At 51.7% G+C, this 2,358-nt stretch carries 1 rRNA gene; it reads left to right on the plus strand.

The window, feature by feature from the left end:
* Positions 1-2,337, plus strand: a 23S ribosomal RNA gene (locus tag WH367_RS24275); the annotation flags it as partial.
* Between the last annotated feature and the right edge of the window lie 21 nt (positions 2,338-2,358).

Consider the following 2,358-nt stretch of genomic DNA (forward strand, 5'->3'; position numbering starts at 1 on the left):
AGGGGTGACGGCGTACCTTTTGTATAATGGGTCAGCGACTTACATTCAGTGGCAAGCTTAACCGAATAGGGAAGGCGTAGAGAAATCGAGTCCGAATAGGGCGACAAGTCGCTGGGTGTAGACCCGAAACCAAGTGATCTATCCATGGCCAGGATGAAGGTGCCGTAACAGGTACTGGAGGTCCGAACCCACTAGTGTTGCAAAACTAGGGGATGAGCTGTGGATAGGGGTGAAAGGCTAAACAAACTTGGAAATAGCTGGTTCTCTCCGAAAACTATTTAGGTAGTGCCTCAAGTATTACCTGCGGGGGTAGAGCACTGTTTAGGCTAGGGGGTCATGGCGACTTACCAAACCTATGCAAACTCCGAATACCGCAGAGTACAGCTTGGGAGACAGAGCACCGGGTGCTAACGTCCGGACTCAAGAGGGAAACAACCCAGACCGCCAGCTAAGGTCCCTAAAACGGGCTAAGTGGGAAACGAAGTGGGAAGGCTAAAACAGTCAGGATGTTGGCTTAGAAGCAGCCATCATTTAAAGAAAGCGTAATAGCTCACTGATCGAGTCGTCCTGCGCGGAAGATGTAACGGGGCTAAGCCAGTTACCGAAGCTGCGGATGCACAGTTTACTGTGCGTGGTAGGAGAGCGTTCTGTAAGCCTGTGAAGGTGTCTGGTAACGGATGCTGGAGGTATCAGAAGTGCGAATGCTGACATGAGTAGCGTTAAAGCGGGTGAAAAGCCCGCTCGCCGTAAGCGCAAGGTTTTCTACGCAACGTTCATCGGCGTAGAGTAAGTCGGCCCCTAAGGTGAGGCAGAGATGCGTAACTGATGGGAAACGGGTCAATATTCCCGTACCGATGTGTAGTGCGATGTGGGGACGAAGAAGGTTAGCTCAGCCAACTGTTGGATATGTTGGTTCAAGCCTGTAGTCGTGCTCGGTAGGCAAATCCGCCGGGCTAAGATGAGGGGTGATAACGGGTCTGCTTGCAGACGAAGTGAGTGATACCCAGCTTCCAGGAAAAGCCACTAAGCTTCAGCTACACACGACCGTACCGCAAACCGACACTGGTGCGCGAGATGAGTATTCTAAGGCGCTTGAGAGAACTCAGGAGAAGGAACTCGGCAAATTGACACCGTAACTTCGGGAGAAGGTGTGCCCTCAGTAAGTGAAGTTGTACAAATGGAGCTAAACGGGGTTGCAAAGAATAGGTGGCTGCGACTGTTTAATAAAAACACAGCACTCTGCAAACACGAAAGTGGACGTATAGGGTGTGACGCCTGCCCGGTGCTGGAAGATTAAATGATGGGGTGCAAGCTCTTGATTGAAGTCCCAGTAAACGGCGGCCGTAACTATAACGGTCCTAAGGTAGCGAAATTCCTTGTCGGGTAAGTTCCGACCTGCACGAATGGCGTAACGATGGCCACACTGTCTCCTCCTGAGACTCAGCGAAGTTGAAATGTTTGTGATGATGCAATCTCCCCGCGGAAAGACGGAAAGACCCCATGAACCTTTACTGTAGCTTTGTATTGGACTTTGAACAGATCTGTGTAGGATAGGTGGGAGGCTTTGAAGTGAGGATGCTAGTTCTCATGGAGCCAACGTTGAAATACCACCCTGGTGTGTTTGAGGTTCTAACCTTGGTCCATTATCTGGATCGGGGACAGTGCATGGTAGGCAGTTTGACTGGGGCGGTCTCCTCCCAAAGCGTAACGGAGGAGTTCGAAGGTACGCTAGTTACGGTCGGACATCGTGACGATAGTGCAATGGCATAAGCGTGCTTAACTGCGAGACTGACAAGTCGAGCAGATGCGAAAGCAGGACATAGTGATCCGGTGGTTCTGTATGGAAGGGCCATCGCTCAACGGATAAAAGGTACTCTGGGGATAACAGGCTGATACCGCCCAAGAGTTCATATCGACGGCGGTGTTTGGCACCTCGATGTCGGCTCATCTCATCCTGGGGCTGTAGTCGGTCCCAAGGGTATGGCTGTTCGCCATTTAAAGAGGTACGTGAGCTGGGTTTAAAACGTCGTGAGACAGTTTGGTCCCTATCTTCCGTGGGCGCTGCAGATTTGAGGAAGCCTGCTCCTAGTACGAGAGGACCGGAGTGGACACACCTCTGGTGTATCGGTTGTCACGCCAGTGGCATTGCCGAGTAGCTATGTGTGGAAGAGATAACCGCTGAAAGCATCTAAGCGGGAAACTCGTTCCAAGATGAGATCTGCCGGGGGCTTGACCCCCCTGAAGAGTCGTTCTAGACCAGGACGTTGATAGGTTGGGTGTGGAAGCGCAGCAATGCGTTAAGCTAACCAATACTAATTGCTCGTGCGGCTTGACCCTATAACTTTGATTGGCCCCGCC

It is taken from the genome of Comamonas sp. MYb21 (assembly GCF_037479395.1).
Taxonomy (GTDB): Bacteria; Pseudomonadota; Gammaproteobacteria; order Burkholderiales; family Burkholderiaceae_C; genus Comamonas.